The organism is Chitinophagales bacterium (assembly GCA_017303835.1).
In the GTDB taxonomy this organism is placed as follows: domain Bacteria; phylum Bacteroidota; class Bacteroidia; order Chitinophagales; family Chitinophagaceae; genus JAFLBI01.
The window spans coordinates 1,307,048-1,332,357 of sequence record JAFLBI010000001.1; the positions used below are offsets into that span (position 1 = coordinate 1,307,048).

A 25,310-nucleotide genomic window follows, 5' to 3' on the forward strand; every position below is an offset into this window, starting at 1 on the left:
AAGGTCGTGATTAATCGAATACCAGCCTGATTTTATTACCCCGCTTACTATTGTAGTAGTCGAGAAAGAGCGCTACTTCCTGTGGTGTTTTGAGCTTATTTTGCTGCTTATCCAACCATGCTTCTGCGCTGCTTTCAGCAGGAATTGATTCCAGAATGTGTGAACGGGACAGTCTTGGCAACTGCGTTGCAATGCCATTCTGATAGAGGTAATAAGACTCCTTTTTCCTGAAACGATTCAACTTGTATATAACTAATGAATCGTAGGTATCGATGTACTTACTCGTACGCTTCACCAATTGCACTTCTCCGATATTATACGTCTGCATGTAATGAAAAAGGCTCGACTCATCCTTATCAAAACCCTTCATACCACATTGGAACATCTGTAATGGTTCTGTGCTGTCTCTTGGTACAAAAACCACTCTTTTGATTTGTCCTTTATCAGCCACCAACTCCTCCCCCAATTTATTGAGATAATGCAGGCTATTGTTATAGAGATTTATCTTGACAGTAAACTTTCCAAACAACTTATCATTGAAATCGAACAACCATGCTACTCGCCAGGATGAATCTGCAAACGGTGTTCCTCTAACATCATTCAAGTTGATTGTTCTGCCCAATTTATCTGTACCATAAATATTGATTTGGGTCATGATAATTGAGCCCCCAGGAGAATTACCTGCAATCACAGGATCGAATACTACTTGTGACTTTACAATGTAAGTCAGCAGCAGCAGGCTGATCAGTAAACAAGAACGCATATGGTTGTTTTATTGGTATCCGTATTCGCGCAACTGCAATTCATTGTCGCGCCACTTGGGTTTAACTTTCACAAACAATTCCAGAAACACTTTTTCACCTATGAAAGCTTCAATTTCTTTTCTGGCAGCAGTACCAATTTCTTTGATCATTTTACCACGTTCCCCTAGTATGATGCCTTTCTGTGTTTCACGCTGCACAATAATATCTGCCTGAATCTTGACCAGATGACCACGCTCCTTATACTCATTCACCAACACGGCAGTGTGATAAGGAATCTCATCTCCAAACAATTCATAGATTCTTTCTCTGATCAATTCCGCCACAAAGAATTTTGTAGGTAAATCACTTAAGTGATCTTCCGGATAAAATGGATCACCATCTGGTAATAAATCCAGAATCGTCTTAATCAATACTTCTGTATGCTGTTTTTTCAAAGCAGAAATCGCAATACAGTTTTTCGCATAAGGCTTATCCTTAAAAAACGCTTTTGCAGCTTCCAGCTTTTTACCGGCATCAATTTTATTGAGCACAAGAATTACCGGCACTTTCAATTTCAGTGAACTGAATATAACATCAGCTTCCTCCAGGTTATCATTAATATCTACCAGCAATAAGGCGATGTCTGCATCTTCTAAGGCCGACTTCACCGCAAGCATCATCTTCTCATGCAACTTGTATTTGGCTTCAATGATGCCTGGCGTATCAGAAAAAATTACCTGATACTCGCCCGGTTTATTCAAGAAACCTTTGATGCGGTGCCTGGTCGTTTGCACTTTAGGCGATACTATAGCCAGTTTTTCACCCAACAAAGCATTTAGCAAAGTACTTTTACCTGCATTGGGTTTACCGAATATGTTGACAAAACCGGATTTCATCTTACTGTAATGTACTAAAAAATAAAACCCCGGAATTCCGGGGTCTGGTGTTGCGAGGGATGGGATCGAACCATCGACCTTCGGGTTATGAGCCCGACGAGCTACCGCTGCTCTACCTCGCGATATAATGTGTTCGAAATTATCGCGTTAGTGGGCAGCAAAGGTAATGGTCGGCGATTTTCTATCCAAATATTTTATCAATCATCATTTCTTCTCTTCACAGAAGCCGCACCACTGGTATTGATATCGCGAATCAGACCTTCACCTCTGTAATAGATATTGCTGCCGCCACTGGCTTCTGCACTCAACTCTTTATTGACATAAATACGAATACCAGAAGCACCTGATGCTTCAACTTTGCAGTAGTCTACTTTCAGATCAAAAGCACGGATGCTACAAGCACCACTGGCATCAATCTCCGCTTTTACTGCAGTGCCTGATATCTTGGCATTAGATGCACCACTTGCATCAATCACCAGCTTATCGGCTTGTACTGCACCGGTAAAATCGCTGGCACCGGATAATTCAATACGCAAGTCCGCTAACTTGATACTTCCGGTCGTTTTCACATTGCAGGCACCTGTGGCTTCTACTTTGCGCAAGTCTTTGAATGTTACATAAGCTTTCATCTTGGAATTACTCCAACTACGCCAATTCCAGCCCTTGGTATCAAAAAAGATATGGAGTACCCCATTTCTAACTTCTGTGCGAATTCGATCGCGCACTTCATCAGCACTGGCACTTACAGCAACCGCTTCTTCCGATCCCTGAGAAATGTATAAGTCTATGGCACCAGAAACTTCAATCTCACGGAAATCGGCCGCCTTACGTACTTCCACATTGGCATCGTACACCACGTTTTTCTCTTCCTGGGCCATCGCACCCAGCGTGCCCAACAAACAGCAAAAGCTGATCAACAAATGTTTCATTACGGTGTTTTTTAATTGAAACGGCAAAAGCAGGCTAAAGTTACACTTGGTCATAAAAAAATGGCCGCCTACCTTTGCCGCGCAATCCCGGGGTGCTGTTCCCATAGAACGGCTGAGATAATACCCGTAGAACCTGAACAGGGTAATTCCTGCGAAGGGAGGTGTACAGTTTCTAGAGCTGTGCTTTTCCTACAGCATTTCCCTGTTCCCAAATTGAATCATTTTTTAAACGAAAAGTCATGAAAAGATTTTTGGGAACAATCGGCTGCCTGTTTGCAGCAAGTGTCACCATCGCGCAATCTGCTACTATCAAAGGCTCTATAGCAGACGCTCAAACCAAAGAACCTCTAACCGGAGCCATCGTCCGAATTGGTCAAACAGCAATCAGAACAGATGAGAATGGCCGCTTCAGTATCAACAACAAGGCCAATAACCAAACACTTACCGTTTCATTCATTGGCTATCAAACACAGACCATCAGTAATCCACAAAAGGAGCTGCAAGTGCTCTTACAGCCCAATCCAAATCACCTACAGCCCCTTGAAGTAACTGCCACACGCGCGTCAGACAAAGCACCATTTGCCAAAACCAATTTAGGTGAAGCAGCCATAGCGAAACAGAATTTTGGTCAGGACCTCCCCTTCTTGCTGAACCAAACACCTTCTGTTGTTGCCAACTCAGACGCTGGTAATGGTGTGGGATACACAGGCATCCGCATACGCGGAACGGATGCCACCCGCATCAATATGACCATTAATGGCATTCCATACAATGATGCAGAAAGTCAGGGTTTATTCTTTGTGAATTTACCCGATCTGGCTTCATCGGTAAACTCTATTCAGGTGCAGCGTGGTGTAGGTACTTCATCCAATGGTGCTGGTGCGTTTGGCGCAACCATGAACTTAAGCACCAATAGTTATCAGGAGCAAGCTTATGGTGAGGTGAATAACAGTTATGGTTCTTTCAATACCTGGAAGAACACTGTGAAAGCAGGTACAGGATTAATCAATGGTAAGTTCACCTTAGATGCCAGACTGAGTAGTATTAATAGTGATGGGTTCATTGACAGAGCTACCACAGATATGCACTCTTTTTATTTGTCGGGTGCTTATTTCACCAAAAAATCATCGCTTCGCTTTAATGTGATTTCAGGAAAAGAAAAAACCTATCAAGCTTGGTACGGTATTCCTGAATCCATGCTACGTACTGAGCGACGCTTTAATGCAGCAGGTACTGAAAAGCCTGGTAATCCTTATGAAAATGAAACCGACAATTATCAGCAGGATCATTACCAGTTATTCTTCAACCACACATTCAACGAACGCTGGAGTTTTAATACTGCATTCTTCTTAACCAGAGGTAAGGGTTATTATGAACAATATAAGGCCAGCAGAAGTTTCAGTAGTATCGGATTACCCAATCCGGTGGTGGGAGGTTCAGTCATCATGCGCACAGATCTGATCAGACAACTCTGGCTGGACAACTATTTCTTCGGACAGGTATTCAGCGCACAATACAAGCAAGACAAACATCAACTCACACTGGGTGGTGGGTGGAACCAATACGATGGACGCCATTATGGCAAAATCATCTGGGCACAAGTGGGTGTACCAAAAGACCACCGTTGGTATTATCTGGATGCGTATAAAAAAGATGCGAACCTCTATGCGAAATGGCAATACCAATTAGGCAAGGGATTGGAATTGTTTACAGACCTGCAATACCGCCGTGTGGACTATGTGATGAATGGATTCAGAGATAACCCAACTTTATTCATCAACAGACAATTCAATTTCTTCAATCCGAAAGCAGGTCTTACCTACAGCCTACCCGGATGGCAATTCTATGCCAGCTATGCAAAAGGCAGCAAAGAACCCAATCGCGATGATTTTGAAGCAGGTGCTGTGAATCAACCAAAAGCTGAACACCTGCATGATATTGAAGCAGGCTTTACCAGAAGAAAAGGTGCATTCAGTTGGGGTGCGAATTTTTACTATATGCTGTACAGAGATCAATTGGTGCTAACAGGTAAGGTGAATGATGTAGGTGCATATACCCGGGTGAATATTCCAGACAGTTACCGCATGGGTTTGGAGTTACAAGGTAGCGGACAATTCAGCAAGTGGTTGCGCGCAACTGCCAACCTCACCATCAGCCGTAATAAAATCAACAACTTCACAGAGTTTATTGATGATTATGATAATGGCGGACAGATTACCGTTGCGCATAGCAACACCGATATTGCTTTCTCCCCAGCATTGGTGGGCGGTGCTACCATCAGTATTTTACCCAATAGCCAATCTGAAATAGCTTTGATCAGTAAGTATGTTGGCAGACAGTATCTGGACAATACACAGAATAAAGCGCGTAGCCTGAACCCATTTTATGTACAGGATATCCGCGCAAGCTATCAGTTCAATAACCTGCTCTTTAAAGAGTGGACGATTGCCCTTCAGGTAAACAATGTGTTGAACAGCCTCTACGAGCCCAATGGTTACACCTTCAGCTATTTTCTGGGGGGACAAACCATTGCTGAAAACTACTATTTCCCGATGGCCGGCACCAATTACATGGTTTCGCTCAATATCCGGTTATAAACACATAACCCACAGATTATCAGTGCACAAATGGTATTCTTGACCGTTTGTGCACTTAAACTTACCTTTGCCGACTTTCATCACTAAAATTTTCATGCCGTAACATGAAGCTGAGTCAGTTTAAATTCGACCTCCCCCTCAACCTTATTGCGCAAACGCCAACCAAAAGAAGGGAAGACAGCCGCCTAATGGTGGTACATCGTCACACAGGTGTTATTGAGAACAAAAACTTCCGCGACATCATTGAATACTTCGATGATAAGGATGTATTTGTGGTAAACAATACCAAGGTATTCCCCGCCAGAATGTATGGCCGTAAAGAGAAAACCGGAGCCAAGATTGAAGTATTTCTTTTGCGTGAATTGAACAAGCCCAATCGCCTTTGGGATGTTATCGTTGATCCCGCAAGAAAGATTCGCGTAGGCAACAAATTGTATTTCGGTGATAACGAAGAGTTGGTAGCTGAAGTCATTGACAATACCACTAGCCGTGGCCGTACCATCAAATTCCTCTGGGATAATGATGAAGCAAGCTTCAAAGCAATGCTGGAGAAATTAGGTGAAACACCTTTACCAAAATATATCAAGCGCAAGCCTGATGATGATGATAAAGAGCGTTATCAAACCGTATATGCCAAGCATGAAGGTGCTGTAGCGGCGCCAACTGCAGGCTTGCATTTCAGTCAGGAATTAATCAAGCGTTGCGAGATCAAGGGTATTCGCTTTGCAGAAATTACTTTGCACACCGGCTTAGGTACTTTCCGCCCGATTGAAGTGGAAGATTTGAGTAAGCATAAGATGGATGCAGAATACTATCGCATTACTGAAGATGCCTGCAAGATTGTAAACAAGGCTAAAGAAAATGGTCATCGCATTTGCTCTATTGGCACAACTACCATGCGTGCAATGGAAAGCAGCTTTACAGCGCAGCAATTACTGAAGCCAAGCGAGGGATGGACAAACCACTTTATCCACCCACCTTACAACTTCAATGTTGCTGATAGTTTGGTAACAAACTTCCATTTACCAAAGACCAGCTTATTAATTATGACTTGCGCTTTCGCAGGCTATGATCTGGCCATGGAAGCTTACAAGAAAGCTATTAAAGATAAGTACCGCTTCTTCAGCTATGGAGATGCACTACTGATCATCTAAAAGATACAAAGCCCCACTAAGGGGCTTTTTTATTGCGAACAGGTTTGTAATCTAATGGTAGCATAGTGGCCATTCGCTCCCAATAAGCCCAATAGCCATGACTGAGTATATTGGTTGATTCAAAGAATGAACCATTGGCCAGTACCGATATTTCTGTATCGTGTAGTAATTGCAGCTTAGACACCAAACCTTGTCCCGCCTCCTGCTTACCTAAGGCTTTAGCAATCTCTTCCGGTTCTTTTTTCTTTGGATAAGTTACATGTAAGTAATCTTTGAAATACAAGCCTACAGTCAAACTATCAATCGCATATGCGACACTATCTGCCGGAATGATTGACCGATAGAGCACCTCCGTTTTATCTGGCTGTCGCATTACCTTATTGAAGTATGCTGTTGAATCCATAGCACCAGTTGACGTGTTCACTGAACCATTAGAAAAAATCACTTTATTTCCTTTCTGTACTGCTCCCTTCATTTGCGCGCGCATTTTTTCTTTGATGCGTGCTTTTTCCTGATTCACCACATCTACAGACTTACGCAACTCAAAACCTTCTTCCACAAGTCTGTTGCGAAACAATGAACGATAAAAATGCATTAAGGATCCTTCATACACATCTAAACGATTGTCCTGCCACTGCTTTACTTTTCGCGCTCGTTTTGATTCCATCTCTTCAAAAAATGGAAATCCCTGAAAGAACAACATGTTGGCAGAAAATCTGTATTCAAACTGCTCCAGCTGATAACGCAGTATATATCCAAGAGAATTATTTTCAATCACCAAAGTTTCATCAGCATAAGCATTGAGTGTATTGGTTCGCTTGTTGTGGCGAAACCTTACTGCGCCTGGGTTTTTCAGCTTTACCTGTTTCGCATAGGATGATACACCGATAAAGTTCTCCAGGAAAAATTTGCCCCATCTTTCCCAGCCATTTTTTTCAAAAGGTTCAACAACAACTTCCTGCAACTCTCTGGCTTTGGGTTTAAGAATCACTTTTAGGTTTTCCGGTAAAGAAGCAGCGTTTACAACAACAGTATAAGTTTCAAAACCAAGACTTGATACAACCAATTCATAACGCCCGGCTGGGAACCGACTGATTTCAAAGCTACCATTGTCTTTTGTAATGGTTCCAACACCCGTATTGCTTAGGAAAACAGAAGCTGCTGGAACCGGCTTTTGATCTTCAGCACTAATGACTATACCTCTCAATACCTGAGCCTGGGCAAGGCTTCCAAGCAACAGCAGCAGACATAAAAGGATTTTTGACATACACAAATCTGGCAAAAACCATGCACCACTAAAACCCGCCTCGGTTAATTATCGTTAAAAAAATACCGGCACAACAACTTGCCGGTATAAATTTCATCGAATCGCTTGCTATTAAAGACCGAAAAGACCCTTATTCAATAACTGCAGGGTTTGTTGCTTATGCGAAGCAGGTACCAGGATGGATACGTTATGCCTACTGCCACCGTAGCTAACCATACGTACAGGAACAGCATGGATCGCATCAAATAATTTGGTCAGAATTTCTCTGGTTTCTGCAATCTCATTACCAACAATAGAGATAATTGTCTGATCTCTATCAACCTCGACAGCACCAAATGGTTCCAGTTCGCGAACAATCTGATCAAGGTGTTCATCATGATCGATGGTAACAGATACTGCTACTTCTGAAGTGGTTACCATATCAACAGATGTCTTGTACTTTTCGAATACTTCAAAAATCTTCCGCATAAAACCATAAGCCAGTAACATGCGGCTGCTCTTGATATTGATAGCGATAATACCATCTTTTGCTGCAACCGCTTTCACACCCACACTACCTGCTTCTTTTCTAATCACAGTTCCTGCTGCATCGGGCTGCATGGTGTTCAGCAATTTCACTGGCACATTCTCCTGTTGTGCAGGCCAGATACATGTAGGGTGCAAAATTTTTGCACCGAAATAAGCCAACTCTGCTGCTTCATCAAAACTCAATTGTTCAACAGGTACGGTCTTATCAACGATACGCGGATCGTTGTTGTGCATACCATCAATATCTGTCCAGATTTCACATACATCCGCATTAACAGCAGCTGCAACCAATGAAGCGGTATAATCACTACCACCACGTTTTAGATTATCTACTTCACCACGGGCGTTTCTACAGATATAGCCTTGTGTGATGAACATCTTGATCTGGCTGTTTTGCTTCAGCAACTCCGTCAGCTTCAACCTGATTTGCTGTAGTTGAGGTTCTTCATACTGATCGATGCTCATGAATTCTAGAGCAGGTAACAAAACATGCTCCACGCCAATCTCTTCGAGATATACACTAAAGAGTTTGGTACTCATCAATTCACCTTGTGCAAGAATATCTTTATTCAGTGCTTCGCTGAAAGAAATTTTAAGGATGATGTTCAGAAACTCGAAATGCTCACTCACAATTGCATTTGCCTTCGAACGCATCGCTTCCTGCTGAACTAGCGATGGAATAAAGTTTCTGTAATGTGCTTCTAATGCATCAATCTTTTGTTTGGCAGCAGCACGATCGCTATTGCTTAAACTATTGCTGATATCCACCAAAGCATTGGTAGTGCCACTCAGTGCACTCAACACAACAATCTTGGGGACTGCATCTCTGGTAATTAAAGATGCTACCTGATGCATTCTCTCCGGCTTACCAACACTGGTACCGCCAAACTTCATGATTTTCATACATTCCGATTAAATAGTGAATGGCAAGCGGCAGCGAAGTTAAAAGTCGATACCGAATTTTTGTCCTAATTCAGTCAAATCTTTGGCCACAGATTCCACCAGCGGTATTCCGGCTTCCATTCTGATTGCTGCGATCTCTCTTTCAGGATCGCCGGGTATCAATACCCTTTCCTCACCTGCTGCAGGTTTGGCATTACGGAATCGCTGAATCCAGTTGTCCATATGCTGTTTGAAATCAGCAGCTGGTCTGAATGCATCAATACGCATAGCCCCAAAGAAATGGCCCAAGCCCTTACCCGGCATATTTTCCGGCATAGGCACATATGCAGGAAAAGGCGGTGCCCAAGGCCCGTAGCTGGCGCCGCTTAATACGGCTGAGAAAATATCTACAATACTGCCTAAAGCATAACCTTTATGGCTACCATGTTCTCGATCTGAACCAAGGGGCAACAATGCACCTTGCTGCTTCAGGATATTCGCATCGGTACTTGGCTCACCTTCTTTATCCTGCACCCAACCAAGCGGTGCTGCTGCATTTTTACGTTGCAAAATCTCCAGCTTGCCATTGGCAGCAGTAGTGGTAGCAAAATCTGCCACAAATGCTGGTTGCTCACCTGCAGGTATCGCAACCGCAATTGGGTTAGTGCCCAACATTCTTTCTGTTGAAAATGTTGGTGCTACCAATGCACTGGCATTGGTCATGGCCATACCAATCATATCCTGCGCCAAAGCCATCATGGCGTGATAACCGGCAATACCAAAATGATTGCTGTTTTGCACACTCACCCAACCAGTGCCTACTTGCTTTGCTTTATCAATAGCAATTTGCATGGCTTTGGGTGCTACTACCAAACCCAATCCAGCATCACCATCCACCACGGCTGTAGAAGGTGTTTCATGAATGATTCGAATATTCGGTTTCGGATTTACACGTTTATTCTCCCACAAACGAACATAACCGCTTAATCTGGCTACGCCGTGACTATCTATACCGCGCAAGTCAGCTGCAACCAAAGCATCAGCAGCTAATGATGCATCTGCTTCAATGCATCCTATAGACCTGAATATTGCTTGCGCAAAATCTTTGAGTTGCGCATAAGACCGCATCACTTCCTGTGTCTTCATCTGTCAATAAATATTGCTGTCGAAGGTAAAATAAAAAAGTCCCGCATTTGCGGGACCTTGCTTACTAACCATTGATTAGAATGGAAGATCGTCTAACGGCTCTGTGATATCTGATGCAGCAGGCGCTGGCGCTGAAGCATAATTATTATTGCTGCCACTGTTGTAATTGTTGTTACTGCTGTAACCACCTGAACCTGCGTTATAACCACCACCGGTATTTTCACCACCTGATCTGCTACCCAGCAATTGGATATTCAGAATACGTACAGTGAGTGAAGCACTATTACGTCCATCCTGTGTTGTATAGGTACGCACATCAGGTGTTCCTTCCAGATATACTTGAGTACCTTTCTTCAGGTATGGCGCAATACCTGTGCGCTCTGTCCAATAAGCACATTCCACCCAGGTTGTTCTATCTTTTTGATTGCCTTGTGCATCTCTGTATCGCTCTGTATGTGCCACATTGAAATTGATCACATTTTTGCCGTTTACATTGTTTACAATGGCGTCTTTTCCGAGGTTGCCAATCACTTGTAATTTGATCATACGTACATCTTTTTTAATACTGTAAATAGTTGTCAATAATAAGGAGATGGAAATTAAGAAAATTCATCATTGAACCAAGAATTGAATAAATCAGCCTGTGGATTTTGTTGAGATATTACAATCAATTACATGAACAATTAAAAATCAATGAGTTATGAATATCTCTCCGTAAATTAGATATATGCACGGATTACAATTAACTATACCCACTTTACAGGATCACGGCCCTATCGTTGAAGCAGAAGTGCATACAGATGAGGACTCTTTTCTGAGCACGAAAAACTTCAATGCGATCAATACTTACTGTAAAGTGAAATTGTTGATTGATACCGGCTCAAATGTTTCTGGCCTTGACCAACATTTTATTCGTCAGCTGAAACTCAGTCCCTATAAGGATGACGCCACAGTAGATGGTGTTGGCGGACTCCACGCATTGAAGATTTATCGCACCATTTTATACATTCCCATCTTTCAGGATAAAGCATTACCTATTGATGTAGTTGAAGGCAATTATGCCAATTCACCTTATGATGGCATCATTGGCAGAGATGTTTTGCGCTTCTGCAGTTTTGTGTACGATGGCTGGAGTAATACCTTCAAATTGGTGGCTGTAGACGTCTAAATTTCGCTTTTCGTAAGATTTTCGGCACTTTGTGCCATTTGGCTGAAAACGGAATTCCCCGCCCTTGTGCTAATTTTGCCCGAAATTCATTCAACATGAGCCGTAAAGGAAAAGTGCTGGTAGCGATGAGTGGCGGTATTGATAGTACCGTTACGGCACTCATGTTACATCATGAAGGTTATGAGGTGGTGGGCATCACCATGAAAACATGGGATTATGCTACCAGTGGTGGCGGAACCAGCAAGAAAGAAACTGGCTGTTGTAACGTGGATAGTTTCAACGATGCACGCATGGCAGCAGTACAACATGGCTTTCCGCATTTCATTTTAGACATCCGTGAAGAGTTTGGTGATTTTGTGATTGAGAATTTTGTGGATGAATACCTGGCGGGAAGAACACCCAACCCTTGTGTGATGTGCAACACGCATATCAAGTGGCGTGCATTACTCAAACGTGCCGATGCTTTGGGTTGTGATTTTATTGCTACTGGACATTACGCTTCCGTTGCACAGCATGATAATGGTCGGTTTTACATTAGCAAAGGATTGGATGCTACCAAGGACCAGAGCTATGTGTTATGGGGCTTGCAACAAGATTTATTGAGTAGAACCATCATGCCTTTGGGCAAATACCACAAAACGCAGATACGCCAGATGGCACTCGATATGGGCTATCCTGAATTAGCCAAAAAAAGCGAGAGTTATGAAATCTGCTTTGTGCCTGATAATGACTATCGCGGCTTTTTGAAAAGACGCGTAGATGGTTTAGAAGAACAAGTAGCTGGTGGTTGGTTTGTAGATAAAACAGGTAAGAAATTAGGTCAGCATAAGGGCTACCCTTTCTATACCATTGGCCAGCGTAAGGGATTGGATATTGCATTGGGTAAACCGGCATATGTAACAGCCATCAACCCGGATACAAATACGGTTGTACTAGGTGATGAAGAAGATCTGGCGCAGAATGAAATGCTGGTAACCAAGATTAATTGGATTAAATACGATGGCATCACCGATGGCATGGAAGCCATTACCAAGATTCGCTACAAGGATGGTGGTGCGATCAGTAATCTCTACACAGACAATAACGGTGTGCGTGTACGCTTTTACGAAAATGTAAAAAGTATTGCGCCTGGCCAGAGTGCTGTATTCTATGATGGAGATGATGTGATTGGTGGTGGCGTGATTCAATACGGCAGCCTCAAACAATCCTAGGCCGTATTTTCCTACATTTGGCACATGCAACACATCAAAGTCATTGCATTTGATGCAGACGATACCCTTTGGGTAAACGAACCTTATTTCCGCGAAACAGAAGAAAAGTTTGCCGGCTTGTTAGAGAATTTTCTACCCCACCACAGCGTAGAAAAAGCTTTGCTGAAAAACGAGATCAAAAACTTGCCTTTATATGGCTATGGCATCAAGGGTTTTATGCTATCAATGATTGAGACAGCTTTGGAAGTTTCTGAAAAGAAGATTTCTCTTGATACGATTGAAACCATCATCGAACTTGGTCAGGAAATGATCAATCGCCCGATTGAATTACTAGATGGCGTAGAAACAATCTTGCAAGCATTACAAGGTAAGTACAAACTAGTAGTTGCTACCAAAGGTGATTTATTGGATCAAGAAAGAAAGTTGATGAAATCAGGACTAGAACATTATTTCCATCATATTGAGATTATGTCTGAAAAAGCCGAATCAGATTACAAAAAGCTAATCAAGCATCTTGATATACAAGCAAGTGAATTCATGATGATTGGCAATTCAGTTAAATCCGATGTACTTCCTGTGTTAGAATTGGGCGGCTATGGCATACATGTACCCTATCATACTACCTGGGCATTGGAAACAGCAGAAGTTGATATTGATAACCCACGTTATCATCAAGTGAATACCATTACTGAAATCCTTCCATTGCTGGGCATATGAAACATTACTTAGACCTTGAACGCTGGGAGCGGAAAGACCAGTTCTTTTTTTTCAAACAATTCGATGAGCCATTCTTTGGTATTACTGTTGACGTAGATGTGACCAAAGCATACGCTAATGCAAAAGCGCAAGGCATTTCTTTTTTCCTCTATTATTTATACCAATCATTGAAAGCTGCGAATGCAGTAGAGCATTTTCGTTATCGAATTGACGGAGACCAAGTGATTGTATATGATACTGTACATGCATCGCCCACCATCAATCGCCCCGATGGCACATTCGGTTTTTCGTATATCGACTATCATGCAGACTTTCCTACATTTTTGGATGCAGCTTCGAAAGAAGTAGCACGTGTGCAAGCTTCTACTGGATTGGTGCCAGCAAATTCGAATGAGAATGTGATTCACTATTCCTCTATTCCATGGATCAAGTTCACGAGCTTATCTCATGCGAGAAGCTTCAGCTTCAAAGAGTCTATTCCCAAAATCTCTTTTGGTAAAATGACTGAAGAGAATAGCAAACGCACCATGCCTATGTCGGTACATGCACACCATGCATTGATGGATGGTTATCATGCAAGCCAATACATTGATTTATTTCAGGAATATTTAAACGCTTAAGCTTTTTGTAGCAAAGCTGCAAACATTGTATCCGCTTTGTACTGATAGCCAGTAAACACTTCGAGTGTTATTAATTTTAAGGAATGCTGTTCTGCAAGCTTATTAACATTCATTTCATTTTCCGCTGCAAACACAGAGCAAGTAATATAGAGTAAATACCCCCCCTGCTTCAAATGTGGGATAGCATTACCCGCAATAGTTGCTTGTAGTTGCGCATATCGACTAATTTCTTGTGTATCAAAAAAACTGAGTTGTTCCGGCGTTCTGCCCCAGGTACCACTACCACTACAAGGCACATCACAGATGATCGCATCATATTGCTGCTTTACTGGCAAAGGTTGTGATAAGTCTGCCAGAAAAGATTGAAACTGCGCAATACCAGCTTCTGCAAAACGCTGACGAAGATTGTGTAAAATCGTAGCGCGTATATCAGAAACAGAAAGCTGTATGCCCGGTAAATTATCCATTAATAAAATAGACTTCCCCCCACTGGCAGCACAGCAATCCCACACTTTTTTGATAGTCGCTTCCTGAAAATAACTGAACAAATTCGCCACCTGCTGAGAGCTCCTGTCTTGCACCACCACATCTTTATTAATGGTCAATAACTGATCTATTTTGGTACCATTCGCCACACGTAAACAATTACCCTCGGCTTCAAATGCGATTGTGTTAGTATTCAGTGCTTCAACTACTTTCTTCATCCTACCCGGACGCACACGTAAAAACAAATCAGGCTGCTGTAGGTGTTGCCACACAAATGCTTCCTTTTCTATTCCTTCAGATAAGGCATCTATCCATGGAAAAATAGCTGCAGGTGTAATAGGTAGGGCTTGTGTCTGTAGATAACTGCACTTCTCATCTAGAGATGCTTGCATCATTTGCTGCCAAGCTTCGGGTAGGCATACCGACCATTGACTATCTGCAGGCTCACACAAGTATAAAGCAATGAGCAGTCTTTGCTGTTGATTTGTAGCAGCATAGTTACCCAAACGATAATAAGTATACACAAGATGGCTGATCAGCTTTCGATCTCTTGAGCCATGCTTTTTGTTTTGTGCGTAGTATTGTTTCAAGAAAGCCGACAAAGGCGTAGCGCCATCATAACGCTCAATAAGCGCTAAAGCCATTTGAATATAATTATCCAGCCTTGCTTTCATGCTGCCAAGGTATCAAATAAAAAAGTCTCCCGAAGGAGACTGTATTCATTTGGATTAGAGTTCTAACAAGAGTTTCACCGGATCCTTACCTACCAGTAAAAGCTCAGGATTTTCCAGTAATTCTTTTACGCGAACGAGGAAGCTTACACTCTCACGTCCATCAATGATGCGGTGATCATAGCTCAATGCCAGATACATCATCGGGCGAATCTCTACTTTACCATTCACGGCCATTGGGCGCTCCTGAATCTTATGCATACCCAGAATGGCACTCTGCGGAATATTGATGATTGGCGTACTCATCAAGCTACCAAACACACCGCCATTGGTAATCGTGAATGTACCGCCGGTTAAATCTTCAGTCGTTAATTTATTGTCTCTTGCCTTACCCGCCAGTTCCAATACTTTCTTCTCGATATCCGCCATGCTCAGGCTCTCAACATTACGAATCACTGGTACAGTCAAACCTCTTGGTGTACTAACTGCGATGCTGATATCCGCATAATCATGATAAATCAATGAATCGCCATCGATATAAGCATTCACTGCAGGCCATTCGTTCAATGCAATCGCACAAGCTTTGGCGAAGAAACTCATGAAGCCAAGGTTTACGCCGTGTGCTTCTTTGAATTTATCCTTATGCACTTTACGCAGTTCCATAATACGTGTCATATCCACCTCATTAAATGTGGTGAGCATGGCAGTCGTATTTTTGGCTTCCACCAAGCGGCGACTAATCGTCTTACGCAAATTGCTCATCTTCTCTTTGCGTGCATTGCGGCTGAACAGTGTCTGACCTTCAAAAGCTTTTTTACCGGGATTATTCAAAGCTTCCAATACATCATGCTTCATGATCTTTCCACCAACACCGGAAGGCGTAATGCTAGAAGGATCTACTTTCTTATCTGCGATGATTGCTGAAGCAACAGGTGTTGCTTTGATATCATTACTCACCGCAGTTACAGGAGCCTGACTAGCAGCAGGTGCTGCAGCCTTAGGTGCTTCCGGCGCAGGTGCTGCTGCAGCAGCAGGACGCTCGGCTGTTTCGTCAATACTTGCGAGTAAATCGCCAATATTCAATGTATCACCTTCTTGACCATTGGTCTTCAGAATACCGGCTTTCTCAGCATTCACTTCAAAAGTGGCTTTTTCACTTTCTAGTTCTGCAATCACTTCATCACGCTCTACCCACTCCCCATCTTTCTTCACCCACTTCAACAGGGTTACTTCATTGATTGATTCACCTACGGTTGGAACTTTAATCTCTATCATAATGCGTTTGTTTCAGATGGCTATTAAATGCTGAATGCTGTTTCAATAATTTCATTTTGCTCTTTCGCATGTACTTTGGCATAACCGGTTGCAGTAGCTGCACTTGCGTTACGGCTGATCACACCATAGTTAATGCTCTTCAGATTCATTTGCAGGAATGATGCAGCACCCATGTTCAGTGGCTCTTCCTGTACCCAGAACCAAGTGGCTTTACTGTATTTTCTGTACAATTCTAATAATTGATTTTCTGGAAGTGGATACAATTGCTCTACACGCACAACAGCCACATCTGTACGATTGTCTTTCTGCTTTTTCTCCGCCAGTTCAAAATAGAGTTTACCAGAGCAGAACAATACTTTCTTCACTTCTGAAGCGTCAGCAGCTGCATCATCAATTACTTCGCGGAACTGTCCGGATACAAACTCTTCTACCGGACTATAACTACCCGGATGACGCAGGTTGGCTTTTGGCGAGAAATTGATCAAAGGCTTTCGGAAATCCCACACCAATTGTCTGCGTAATGCATGGAATAAGTTAGCCGCAGTAGTAATATTGGTGACAACCATATTCAGTTCTGCACACAATTGAAGGAAACGCTCCAGACGCGCAGAACTATGTTCCGGACCCTGGCCTTCATAACCATGTGGCAATAACATCACTACCCCATTCATACGCTGCCATTTTTGTTCACCAGCAGCAATGAACTGATCAATCATGGTTTGTGCACCGTTGGAGAAATCACCAAACTGTGCTTCCCAAATCACCAATGCGTTAGGGTTTGCCATGGCATAACCATATTCAAAACCCAATACACCATATTCACTCAACAATGAGTTATAAATTCTAAACTTGGCTTGATCTTCTGTAAAATGATTCAGACGATTGTGCCCTTTGTTGGTTTGTTCATCACGAATCACGGCATGACGGTGAGAGAATGTACCACGTTGCACGTCTTGTCCGCTCATACGCACGATCTTTCCTTCTACAAGGAAAGAACCGTAAGCCATTAACTCAGCTGTTGCCCAGTCGATCTTCTGTTCACTTTCATACAACTTCACTTTATCCTGCACCAGCTTCTCAACTTTCTTCAAAGGTTTGAAACCTTCCGGCCACTGCATCATACCACGGAACAACTGTTCTACTCTATCCTTACCAATGCCTGTTTCTGGTGAACGCAGAAAATCTTCCGGCTTTGCTTTACGCAAACTCTTCCACCACAATTCCGGCTGTTGGTAATGATATGGCAATGGATTTTGCTTCACCTCATCCAAGCGCTCTTGCAAATCAGACCAGAATTTCTTTTCCATTTCTTTGGCCAGTTCTCTGGCAGCAGGTTCACCATTCTCCAACAGATACTGTGTATACACTTCTCTGGGATTCTGGTGCTGATCAATCATGCTGTACAGCTGAGGCTGTGTGTACTTTGGATCATCGCCTTCGTTATGTCCATGGCGACGGTAGCACAACATATCGATGAAAATATCTGCATTGAATTTCTGACGATACTCCGTTGCAATCTGCACCGCTTTCACCATTGCTTCTGCATCATCTCCATTCACGTGTAAAACTGGTGCCTGAATCATAGCAGCGAGTGAAGTACAATAATCTGCACTTCGCGCATCATCGAAATCAGTAGTAAAACCAATCTGGTTATTGATCACCAGATGCATGGTACCACCAGTATAATATCCACGCAGGTGGCTCATTTGTAATACTTCATAGACTATACCCTGACCGGCGATTGAAGCATCACCGTGAATCAGGATGGGTAATACTTGATCAAAATTGCTATCGTATAGCACATCAGCCTTGGCACGTGCAAATCCCACCACAACAGGATCAACTGCTTCCAAATGCGAAGGGTTAGGTGTAAGCTTGAGGTAAATATCTTTTCCTTCCGGCGTAATTACTTCAGCACTGTAACCCATGTGGTATTTCACATCACCGCTACCCATCGTAGTATCAGGTACTGCAGTTGCTTCAAACTCGCTGAAGATTTGCTCATAGGTTTTACCCATGATATTCGCCAGCACATTTAAACGGCCGCGGTGTGCCATACCAATCACCACTTCTTTCACCTCGCTGCTTGCAGCTGTATTAATGATTGCATCCAGCGCAGGAATCATGGTTTCACCGCCTTCCAGTGAAAATCTTTTCTGACCAATGTATTTGGTGTGCAAGAATTTTTCGAACAAAACACCCTGATTCAATTTTTCCAGAATTCTACGCTTCTGTTCTAGCGAAACAGGCTGCCAGAGTTTTTCTTCTACTGCTTCCTGCAACCAGGCTGCACGCTCCGGATTATTGATATAACTAGTTTCAATAGCTACAGTGGATGCATATATTTTTTTCAGCCTTGCAATAATCGACTTCAGACTGGCACCTGGCATGCCGATGTATTGTCCGGCTTGAAAGCTTGTATTCAAATCAGCATCACTCAAACCAAAATACTTGAGCTCCAAATTTGCCTGTCTGTCTTTACGCGGACGGATAGGATTGGTATTCGCGATCAAATGTGCTTTTTTGCGATACGCTTCAATCAACTGATACACACTGAACTCTTTGGCAATGGCTGCTGTATCGCCTGAAGGCGCAGCAGTACCCGAACTTGCAGCACCACTGGATACCGCAAAATCGAAGCCTTCAAAGAATTTTTTCAGGTCTGGATCCACACTGGCGGGGTCCTTGACAAAGTCCTGGTACAAATTTTCAATAAACGACGGATGCGAGTTGGTGATGTAGGAGAAGTCCTTCATGCGGCAAAGATTGTTCGGCTGATTCTTAAAATGGTGGCAAATATCGGTGAAAATCAGGCTCGAAATTCAGCCAAAAATGGCCTGATTGTGTATGTTTTTCGACATTTCGGGATAATTATAGCCGGTCTGTTTGAACAATCCTTTTTGCGCATTTACTGGGGCTATTTCTTGATTTTGAGCCAATTTAGCTGCCAGATACCGGGTTGAGACGGATTTTTCCACTTTTTTAGCTCAGGATTTTGCCGATATGGCTTTTGCCCTTACCTTTGCCGTCCTGAAAAATTAGAACATGGCAAACCATAAGGCTACCAAAAAAGATACCAGACAAGCTGCCAAGCGTCGTGACCGTAACCGTTACTATGGCAAAACTACTCGTAATGCCATTCGTGACCTGAAAGCTACGACTGACGGTAATGCATACGGTGAGCAACTGCCTACCGTGGTATCCATGATCGACAAGTTGGCTAAGCGTGGTATCATCCACAAGAATAAAGCAGCCAATCTGAAGAGCAAGCTCGCGAAGAAAACTGCTTAATCAAGTCAAATTGTTGATAAACATATTCAACCGGCCAATTGGTCGGTTTTTTTATGCCTCTTTCTTTTTCAGAAAATAGCCAAAGCCCGGCTTGGTATGAATGAGCTTGTGTTCAAAAGGCTTATCAATCTTATTCCGTAGGAAATTGATGTATACTTCTATAGAATTGGTACCGGTATCAAAACTGAGGTCCCATACTTTTTCCAGTATCTCCTGCTTTGATACAACTGCACCGTTGTTCTTCGCCAATAAAACCAACAAACCAAACTCCTTTGCAGTAAGTGCAATTTCTGCACCTGCCCTTTTCACGATTTTATGCTTTAGGTCGATAGAGAGATCCTCTACTTCTAATTGTTCAATTTCGTTTTCTTGCACAGCACTCAATGAACGTTTGATAAACACTTTCATTCGTGCAATCAATTCATTAATGTGGAAGGGTTTTACGATATAATCATCAGCTCCAAGACTAAAAGCGTCCAATTTATGGTTTACATCACCTTGTGAAGAAAACATCAGTATGGGTACAGCCGGATTGATATCTCGGAATTTCTTGCAAAGCTGAAACCCATTTTCTCCGGGAAGGTAAATGTCCAGCAGTACCAAGTCGTACTTATGCTTTTTGAAAAGTTGTTCTCCCTCTTCTGCATTGAGGACACTGTCTACATTGAAGCCGTTTTTAGTGAGCTGGGATTTGACCACCTCATTAAAAATCTTTTCGTCTTCTACCAATAATATCCGGTTATGACTTTCCATCGTTAAATTGTTCCCCAAATTAAGCTTAAAGTAATGAAAAAAATAATATTCCTGCCATTTCTGTTACTGTCAATGAGCATGATTGCTCAAAAGCACAACACAGTTTTTGAAAACACGGGCGGCAGGGAAACCGCTACCTATTCACAAACCATTCAATGGTATCAAGACCTGTCAAAAGCATTCCCCAATATTGTGATCAAAACCTTTGGTAATACTGATGCTGGCTACCCTTTGCATTTGGTCTTATATAGTAAGGGGAAAACACAAGACCCCGCGGCATGGCACAAGGCGGGTAAGGTTGTGTTACTCATCAACAATGGTATTCACCCGGGCGAACCAGACGGTATTGATGCAAGCATGCTACTCTTACGAGACCTGGTAACTGGTAAGCTGAATATGCCGGATAACCTTGCAATCGGTATTATACCCATTTACAATATTGGCGGTTCACTCAACCGAAACAGTTTTTCACGTGTGAATCAAGATGGCCCGCTGAGCTATGGATTCAGGGGTAATGCCCAGAATCTGGACCTTAACAGAGATTTCATTAAATCAGACTCTCGTAATGCAAAATCATTCGCTGAAATATTTCATTACATGAACCCTGATCTTTTCATGGACAACCATGTAAGCGATGGTGCAGACTACCAACATACCATGACGCTCTTGACTACGCAGCACAACAAGCTGGGCGGCCCAATCGGGGAGTTTTTGCATAATGTATTTGAACCTGGTTTGTACAAAAGCATGGAAGCCAAACAATGGCCCATGTGCCCTTATGTGAGCTTTTTTGGCGCCAATCCAGACAGAGGTTGGGATGCATTTTATGATGCGCCAAGATATAGTAGTGGATATGCGGCGCTGTTTCAAACCATGGGTTTTGTACCCGAAACACATATGCTAAAGCCCTTCCCCCAACGCGTAAAAGCAACCTATGCGCTCATGCAAACCATGATTGAAGAAGGTGCTAAACATGCAACAAGTATCAAAGCAAAAAGAGCTGCATCTATAGAAACAGTGAAGGCACAAAACAGCTTTCTTGCAAGCTGGCAGAAAGATACCACGCGCCATGATTTTATTCGTTTTCTGGGCTATCAAGCGGGTAGAAAACCTAGTGCGGTAACGGGTATGGACAGATTGTTTTATGACCACGCTCAGCCTTTTGACAAACAGGTAAAGTTTTTCAATTACTTCAACGGCATCAAGCCTGTGAACAAGCCAAAAGCTTATATAATTCCACAAGGCTGGCATGCAGTAATTGATTTACTAAAACTGAATAAAGTTGAAATGAAGCGATTGGAAAAAGACACCACTATAACTGTTGAAGCCTATCGTATTGAAGAATATAAAACTGCAACCCGTGTATTTGAAAAGCATTATCGCCAGGGCGATGTAAAGCTGAGCAGCTCTAAGCAAAGCATCCGCTTTCTAAAAGGCGATTACCTAATTCCTACAGGGCAGAGAGCAGATCGCTTTTTGGTGGAAGTCTTGGAACCAACTATGGATGATAGTTATTTCAGCTGGAATTTCTTTGATGCCATACTCCAACAAAAAGAAGGGTATAGTGCTTACAGATGGGAAGATGTAGCAGCAGATTGGCTAAACAAAAATCCAGACCTCAGAAAACAACTGGAAGAAAAGAAACAAGCTGATCCTAAGTTCGCAGCAAACGCAAATGCACAATTGGATTTCGTGTACAAGAACTCACCTTATTATGAGCCTGCACACTTACGCTATCCTGTGTATCGCTTGCTATAGCAGTTAGTCGAGCCGTACTATTTTACCACCGCCAAGAATTTTCTGATTGACAGAGGCTTTGCCTTTATAATACACATTGCCACTACCGGCGATGTGTATATTGATTTGATCATCAGCAAAAATCTTGACATCACCAGATCCGGCAATATCAATTTTAGCTGATTCGGACTGTAGCTGCTCGGCAACATAATCCCCTGATCCAGCAATATCAATATCCTGCTTGCGGGTTTCTCCACTTAGATAAACAGAGCCACTTCCCGCAATGTCCGTTTTGATTTCAGGTGTATTCACATCTAAGGTTAATGAACCAGCGCCGGCAATTTTCAGCGAAAGCTTATCCCCTTTCGTAAACTTGCCCTTGCCAGTTATATTGCCACTACCTGCAACATGTACAGCCTCTAATTTGGTTACGGTGAGATATACTTTGATTTGATTGGTAGTACTGATACGAATATTCTTTTTTGTTTTGATACTTAACCAGCCTTCAGAAGTTTCAGTTTTAATCAAAGGAATGATATTCTCATCCGTCTCAATGCGCAAAGCAGGTGTACTGCCCTGAGTAATCTCAACCTCATAGCTCCCTGCAAGCTTGATCTTAGAGATATCTTCCATTGTTCTGTCTACAGACACAATATTGCCATTGCCTTTGATTCGCTCCGTACCAATGATTTCGCAGGACTGAAAAGCAACGAAGAGCAGTATTGCTAAAACTATTTGTTTCATATCTTTAATATTAGAGATTGATAACTGCTGCATCCTTTGCAGCAGTGCATTACCTGACTACCACAAATTAAGTAAAACCCAAGATGCGATCATACCCAGCAAGCCCTTTTTTGATGAAACTCGCTTTTAGCCTGATATTCGGCTTCAGCCAATTACTACTACATGCGCAAAAGCTGGAGATGCCGATGAAAGACGATGTTTTGCACTATGAAGACATCATTTTGTTTGGAGATAGCATTAATCAGTCCATGGCTGAGGCGAATCTGGGGAAATGGGTAGTTGCCAATCAAAGTACCTGGAAACTTCAATCCAGCAAATCAACGCTTATTGGCGGCACAACCATTATCAATGGTATTGTTCGTGTTGATCCCGAGCAAGGAGATTATCGCTCTGTAGATGGGGGCTTTACCATCACCATAACCATGATCAATGACCGGATGCGCTATCAAATCAATGAACTTTCTTTAATTAAGGCTGGACAAAAATTTGATGCAACTGCGGTATACAAAGGCTACCGAAAGGGAGACCCATTTATGAAACAAAAAATGGAACAAAAAGAAGCAGTACTCCAGCGACATGAAGAATTGCTGAGAAAATTGGATCAGCGTATTAAAAAAATTATTGCCTCACTTACAGTAGGCGTAATTGCCAAGTAAGTTTAGCCTTCCTGTTCTTTTTCTAGTTGATTGATCTTACTTACTACCAGTCTGATCTGCTTATCCATTTCAGTAGCACTATGTTGTAGCATATGAATCATATCTGCATCTTTTAAAGAAGCAGGATCTAACTGCAATAATTCAATCACTGAAATAATATTGGCCGCATGTCTGCGCACTTCATGCGATTGAGCAAAGGCAATTTCACGCAAAGCCGTATACTGTTGTTTAATTTTCTGCGCAGATGCCACGCTCTCAGTAACATCCCTGACTGTACCAATCAGCTTTTGAACCTGGCCTTTGCTATCATGCTGTACGATCGCGTTAGAATCCAGATAACGAATTTCACCATCAGGCCTGCGTATGCGGAAAGAAGCTTTATCAACTTCCTTTTCTCCGCTTACCAAAGCACCAATAACAGTCATCATCAGGTTAGCATCTTCCGGATGCATGGCCTGTTTCCAAATACTAAACGCAGGTATTGGGGAATATGAAGGATAACCAAATATCACATACATCATATCATCCCAAACAATAGCGCCAGTTTGCACATCTACTTCCCAGATTCCGGTACCCGAAGAGCCTGTAGCTAAAGATAAGCGGCGCAAAAGCTGCTCCATTTTAACCTGCTCCTGCTTACGAGTAGTGATATCCCTGAAAATGTACACATAATGAAGTGCACCATCAGCATCATAAAATTTTGACGCAGTAAGATCCACTTCTATTGTTTTCCCTTCAGCACTGAGGAAATATAATTCTGCACCCGCTTTTCCATCATCTTCCAATTCTTCGGTGAAAAAACGAAAACGTTCATCAGCTGTGTCAATTATATGCGACTGCTGCTTACCTATCAAGGTGCCGGAATCATACTGCAATAAGCGACAAGCAGCTTCATTCGCATCAGAAATTTCCAGGCTTTCACTTAGCAAGACAATGCCATCAATACTATTGCTGAACAACATCCTGTATCTCGCTTCCTGCTCTGCCAATTCAGCTTCTGCTTGCTTGCGAGCGGTAATATCATTCTCAACAAGCAGAAATCCTATATGCGAATTCGAATCGTCCCACAAAGGTTGCATGGCTACTTCCAGCCATATCTTGTTTCCAGATGCAGTAAGACTTTGTGTTTCAACATGAAAAGGAACTGCTTGCTGAAGTGCAGTTTCTAATTGTTGTTTTACGGATTGATTTACTGAATGATCTTCTAATGAGTAACCAAGACGTTTTCCTATAACAGCATCACTGGAATAACCTGATATGCGTTCAAAAGCCTGATTCACCCAAACGATGCAACCCGCTGTATCTGCAATAATGATTGAATCACTGGTATTTCTGGCTACGCGAGACAATAAGTCCAGCTCCTGCCTATTGGCTTCTAAACGTTCAGCAGCTGCGTGTTCAGTACTGATATCGAACACATAACCCATCAGATGACTATCGCCAGAAGCATCAGTATAGATACGCCCATTTTCTCTAACCCATTTAATGGTACCTGTCTGATGCTTGATTCGGTAACTGGCTGCAAAATCTGTTTTATGCTGTATCCCTTGTTTGATGGTGGCAATCAGCTGAGGCAAATCGTCTGGATGCACCAGTTGCCGGTAAACTTCCACACGCTTTTCCATCACTTCATGTACAGGATAACCTGTAATATCAGAAAATCCTTCGCTGATAAAATCCAAAACAAGTCTATCGCCTTGAATGGCACAATGATAGATTGCAGCGGGCAGATGGTTAATAAGCGCAACTAATTTATCAATAGCAGCAGGTTCTTGCATAGGTATGGCAGGATTAACGATACAGATACAAGTTACGTTATTCGTGCTGCTTTATAAAAGC

General features: G+C 42.6%; 22 protein-coding genes, 1 tRNA gene and 1 riboswitch. Of the genes, 9 read left to right on the plus strand and 14 right to left on the minus strand.

All coding sequences use genetic code 11. From position 1 onward, the window contains the following. Positions 1-10 precede the first annotated feature (10 nt). The 4 genes from J0L83_06005 to J0L83_06020 form a co-directional block, all read right to left on the minus strand. On the minus strand, positions 11-763 hold the full coding sequence (locus tag J0L83_06005; GenBank protein MBN8664102.1) for a hypothetical protein: 753 nt from the start codon (positions 761-763) through the stop codon (positions 11-13). Between the two features lie 9 nt (positions 764-772). After that, positions 773-1,639: a GTPase Era gene (gene era, locus J0L83_06010; protein MBN8664103.1), complete on the minus strand. Its 867-nt coding sequence runs from the start codon at positions 1,637-1,639 to the stop codon at positions 773-775. Between the two features lie 50 nt (positions 1,640-1,689). Then, positions 1,690-1,761, minus strand: a tRNA-Met gene (locus J0L83_06015). 75 nt (positions 1,762-1,836) lie between these two features. Then, positions 1,837-2,568: a DUF2807 domain-containing protein gene (locus J0L83_06020; GenBank protein ID MBN8664104.1), complete on the minus strand. Its 732-nt coding sequence runs from the start codon at positions 2,566-2,568 to the stop codon at positions 1,837-1,839. 78 nt (positions 2,569-2,646) lie between these two features. After that, positions 2,647-2,745, plus strand: a riboswitch (TPP riboswitch). Between the two features lie 62 nt (positions 2,746-2,807). Between J0L83_06020 and J0L83_06025 the strand changes: the two genes are divergently transcribed. Both J0L83_06025 and queA read left to right on the plus strand, forming a co-directional pair. Then, positions 2,808-5,165 carry a TonB-dependent receptor gene (locus J0L83_06025; protein ID MBN8664105.1) on the plus strand — a complete coding sequence of 786 codons (2,358 nt, stop codon included), beginning with the start codon at positions 2,808-2,810 and terminating at the stop codon, positions 5,163-5,165. Between the two features lie 104 nt (positions 5,166-5,269). Then, positions 5,270-6,319, plus strand: a complete 1,050-nt coding sequence (gene queA / locus J0L83_06030) for a tRNA preQ1(34) S-adenosylmethionine ribosyltransferase-isomerase QueA (GenBank protein ID MBN8664106.1) — start codon at positions 5,270-5,272, stop codon at positions 6,317-6,319. Positions 6,320-6,335: 16 nt separating this feature from the next. On the opposite strand, the gene J0L83_06035 is transcribed toward queA, so the two are convergent. From J0L83_06035 to ssb, 4 genes are all read right to left on the minus strand, one after another. Beyond that, complete coding sequence (locus J0L83_06035; protein MBN8664107.1) at positions 6,336-7,586, minus strand: carboxypeptidase-like regulatory domain-containing protein; 1,251 nt, start codon at positions 7,584-7,586, stop codon at positions 6,336-6,338. A gap of 111 nt (positions 7,587-7,697) precedes the next feature. Next, the gene (locus tag J0L83_06040) at positions 7,698-9,017 is read right to left on the minus strand and encodes an aspartate kinase (GenBank protein ID MBN8664108.1); all 1,320 of its coding nucleotides are present in this window, start codon (positions 9,015-9,017) and stop codon (positions 7,698-7,700) included. A 39-nt stretch (positions 9,018-9,056) separates the two neighbouring features. Then, positions 9,057-10,142 carry an Ldh family oxidoreductase gene (locus J0L83_06045; protein MBN8664109.1) on the minus strand — a complete coding sequence of 362 codons (1,086 nt, stop codon included), beginning with the start codon at positions 10,140-10,142 and terminating at the stop codon, positions 9,057-9,059. Between the two features lie 75 nt (positions 10,143-10,217). Further along, complete coding sequence (gene ssb / locus J0L83_06050) at positions 10,218-10,688, minus strand: single-stranded DNA-binding protein (GenBank protein MBN8664110.1); 471 nt, start codon at positions 10,686-10,688, stop codon at positions 10,218-10,220. Between the two features lie 181 nt (positions 10,689-10,869). Here ssb and J0L83_06055 point away from each other — a divergent pair, with 181 nt between their 5' ends. The 4 genes from J0L83_06055 to J0L83_06070 all read left to right on the plus strand — a co-directional run bounded on the left by J0L83_06055 (position 10,870) and on the right by J0L83_06070 (position 13,858). Beyond that, the gene (locus J0L83_06055; protein MBN8664111.1) at positions 10,870-11,310 is read left to right on the plus strand and encodes an aspartyl protease family protein; all 441 of its coding nucleotides are present in this window, start codon (positions 10,870-10,872) and stop codon (positions 11,308-11,310) included. Between the two features lie 95 nt (positions 11,311-11,405). Further along, the gene (gene mnmA / locus J0L83_06060) at positions 11,406-12,521 is read left to right on the plus strand and encodes a tRNA 2-thiouridine(34) synthase MnmA (GenBank protein ID MBN8664112.1); all 1,116 of its coding nucleotides are present in this window, start codon (positions 11,406-11,408) and stop codon (positions 12,519-12,521) included. Between the two features lie 24 nt (positions 12,522-12,545). Beyond that, positions 12,546-13,238, plus strand: coding sequence for an HAD family hydrolase (locus tag J0L83_06065; protein MBN8664113.1), 693 nt, complete (start codon positions 12,546-12,548; stop codon positions 13,236-13,238). Beyond that, positions 13,235-13,858 (plus strand): chloramphenicol acetyltransferase, encoded by a 624-nt coding sequence (locus J0L83_06070; protein ID MBN8664114.1) that lies wholly within the window; start codon positions 13,235-13,237, stop codon positions 13,856-13,858. The genes J0L83_06065 and J0L83_06070 overlap by 4 nt, the downstream gene beginning before the upstream one ends. Here the strand turns inward: J0L83_06070 and J0L83_06075 are convergent. From J0L83_06075 to J0L83_06085, 3 genes are read right to left on the minus strand one after another with little or no spacing between them, the layout of a single operon-like run. Next, positions 13,855-15,018, minus strand: a complete 1,164-nt coding sequence (locus J0L83_06075) for an Fmu (Sun) domain protein (GenBank protein MBN8664115.1) — start codon at positions 15,016-15,018, stop codon at positions 13,855-13,857. The genes J0L83_06070 and J0L83_06075 overlap by 4 nt on opposite strands. Positions 15,019-15,072: 54 nt before the next feature. Further along, on the minus strand, positions 15,073-16,293 hold the full coding sequence (odhB, locus tag J0L83_06080) for a 2-oxoglutarate dehydrogenase complex dihydrolipoyllysine-residue succinyltransferase (GenBank protein MBN8664116.1): 1,221 nt from the start codon (positions 16,291-16,293) through the stop codon (positions 15,073-15,075). 20 nt (positions 16,294-16,313) lie between these two features. Continuing rightward, complete coding sequence (locus tag J0L83_06085) at positions 16,314-19,046, minus strand: 2-oxoglutarate dehydrogenase E1 component (protein ID MBN8664117.1); 2,733 nt, start codon at positions 19,044-19,046, stop codon at positions 16,314-16,316. Between the two features lie 289 nt (positions 19,047-19,335). Between J0L83_06085 and J0L83_06090 the strand changes: the two genes are divergently transcribed. Next, positions 19,336-19,581, plus strand: a complete 246-nt coding sequence (locus tag J0L83_06090) for a 30S ribosomal protein S20 (GenBank protein MBN8664118.1) — start codon at positions 19,336-19,338, stop codon at positions 19,579-19,581. A 51-nt stretch (positions 19,582-19,632) separates the two neighbouring features. On the opposite strand, the gene J0L83_06095 is transcribed toward J0L83_06090, so the two are convergent. Then, positions 19,633-20,334 (minus strand): response regulator transcription factor, encoded by a 702-nt coding sequence (locus tag J0L83_06095; protein ID MBN8664119.1) that lies wholly within the window; start codon positions 20,332-20,334, stop codon positions 19,633-19,635. 33 nt (positions 20,335-20,367) lie between these two features. Between J0L83_06095 and J0L83_06100 the strand changes: the two genes are divergently transcribed. Next, complete coding sequence (locus J0L83_06100) at positions 20,368-22,092, plus strand: hypothetical protein (protein ID MBN8664120.1); 1,725 nt, start codon at positions 20,368-20,370, stop codon at positions 22,090-22,092. 3 nt (positions 22,093-22,095) lie between these two features. Here the strand turns inward: J0L83_06100 and J0L83_06105 are convergent, their stop codons facing one another. Further along, complete coding sequence (locus J0L83_06105) at positions 22,096-22,815, minus strand: DUF2807 domain-containing protein (protein MBN8664121.1); 720 nt, start codon at positions 22,813-22,815, stop codon at positions 22,096-22,098. 113 nt (positions 22,816-22,928) lie between these two features. Here J0L83_06105 and J0L83_06110 point away from each other — a divergent pair, with 113 nt between their 5' ends. Further along, on the plus strand, positions 22,929-23,471 hold the full coding sequence (locus J0L83_06110) for a hypothetical protein (GenBank protein ID MBN8664122.1): 543 nt from the start codon (positions 22,929-22,931) through the stop codon (positions 23,469-23,471). 2 nt (positions 23,472-23,473) lie between these two features. Here the strand turns inward: J0L83_06110 and J0L83_06115 are convergent, their stop codons facing one another. Beyond that, positions 23,474-25,249 carry a PAS domain S-box protein gene (locus J0L83_06115; protein ID MBN8664123.1) on the minus strand — a complete coding sequence of 592 codons (1,776 nt, stop codon included), beginning with the start codon at positions 25,247-25,249 and terminating at the stop codon, positions 23,474-23,476. Between the last annotated feature and the right edge of the window lie 61 nt (positions 25,250-25,310).